Raw genomic sequence first — 1,422 nt, forward strand, 5'->3', positions numbered from 1 at the left:
CATATAGTCTGAGACCTGATGCCGAGCCGATTGTGGTGAAGTGGATGATCCTATGCTGTCGAGAAAAGCCTCTAGCGAGTTTCATGGCGGCCCGTACCCTAAACCGACTCAGGTGGTCTGGTAGAGAATACCGAGGCGTTCGGGTGAACTATGGTTAAGGAACTCGGCAAAATGCCCCCGTAACTTCGGGAGAAGGGGGGCCATCTTGGGTGACGGAATTTACTTCCTGAGCTTGGGGTGGCCGCAGAGACCAGCGAGAAGCGACTGTTTACTAAAAACACAGGTCCGTGCGAAGCCGTAAGGCGATGTATACGGACTGACGCCTGCCCGGTGCTGGAACGTTAAGGGGACCGGTTAGTCACATTTCGGTGTGGCGAGGCTGAGAACTTAAGCGCCAGTAAACGGCGGTGGTAACTATAACCATCCTAAGGTAGCGAAATTCCTTGTCGGGTAAGTTCCGACCTGCACGAATGGCGTAACGACTTCTCGACTGTCTCAACCATAGGCCCGGTGAAATTGCACTACGAGTAAAGATGCTCGTTTCGCGCAGCAGGACGGAAAGACCCCGGGACCTTTACTATAGTTTGATATTGGTGTTCGGTTCGGCTTGTGTAGGATAGGTGGGAGACTTTGAAGCTTGGACGCCAGTTCAGGTGGAGTCGTCGTTGAAATACCACTCTGGTCGTGCTGGATGTCTAACCTGGGTCCGTGATCCGGATCAGGGACAGTGTCTGATGGGTAGTTTAACTGGGGCGGTTGCCTCCTAAAGAGTAACGGAGGCGCCCAAAGGTTCCCTCAGCCTGGTTGGTAATCAGGTGTTGAGTGTAAGTGCACAAGGGAGCTTGACTGTGAGACCGACGGGTCGAGCAGGGACGAAAGTCGGGACTAGTGATCCGGCGGTGGCTTGTGGAAGCGCCGTCGCTCAACGGATAAAAGGTACCCCGGGGATAACAGGCTGATCTTCCCCAAGAGTCCATATCGACGGGATGGTTTGGCACCTCGATGTCGGCTCGTCGCATCCTGGGGCTGGAGTCGGTCCCAAGGGTTGGGCTGTTCGCCCATTAAAGCGGTACGCGAGCTGGGTTTAGAACGTCGTGAGACAGTTCGGTCCCTATCCGCTGTGCGCGTAGGAGTTTTGAGAAGGGCTGTCCCTAGTACGAGAGGACCGGGACGGACGAACCTCTGGTGTGCCAGTTGTTCTGCCAAGGGCATGGCTGGTTGGCTACGTTCGGGAGGGATAACCGCTGAAAGCATCTAAGCGGGAAGCCTGCTTCGAGATGAGAACTCCCACCCCCTTTGAGGGGTTAAGGCTCCCAGTAGACGACTGGGTTGATAGGCCAGATGTGGAAGACCGGTAACGGTCGAAGCTGACTGGTACTAATAGGCCGAGGGCTTGTCCTCAGTTGCTCGCGTCCACTGTGT

At 55.4% G+C, this 1,422-nt stretch carries 1 rRNA gene; it reads left to right on the forward strand.

What is annotated here, in order from left to right:
* Positions 1 to 1,401 (forward strand): 23S ribosomal RNA (locus tag ACIO1C_RS35930); the annotation flags it as partial.
* Positions 1,402 to 1,422 lie beyond the last annotated feature (21 nt).

Origin of the sequence: Streptomyces sp. NPDC087420 (assembly GCF_044744165.1) — a bacterium.
In the GTDB taxonomy this organism is placed as follows: Bacteria; Actinomycetota; Actinomycetes; order Streptomycetales; family Streptomycetaceae; genus Streptomyces.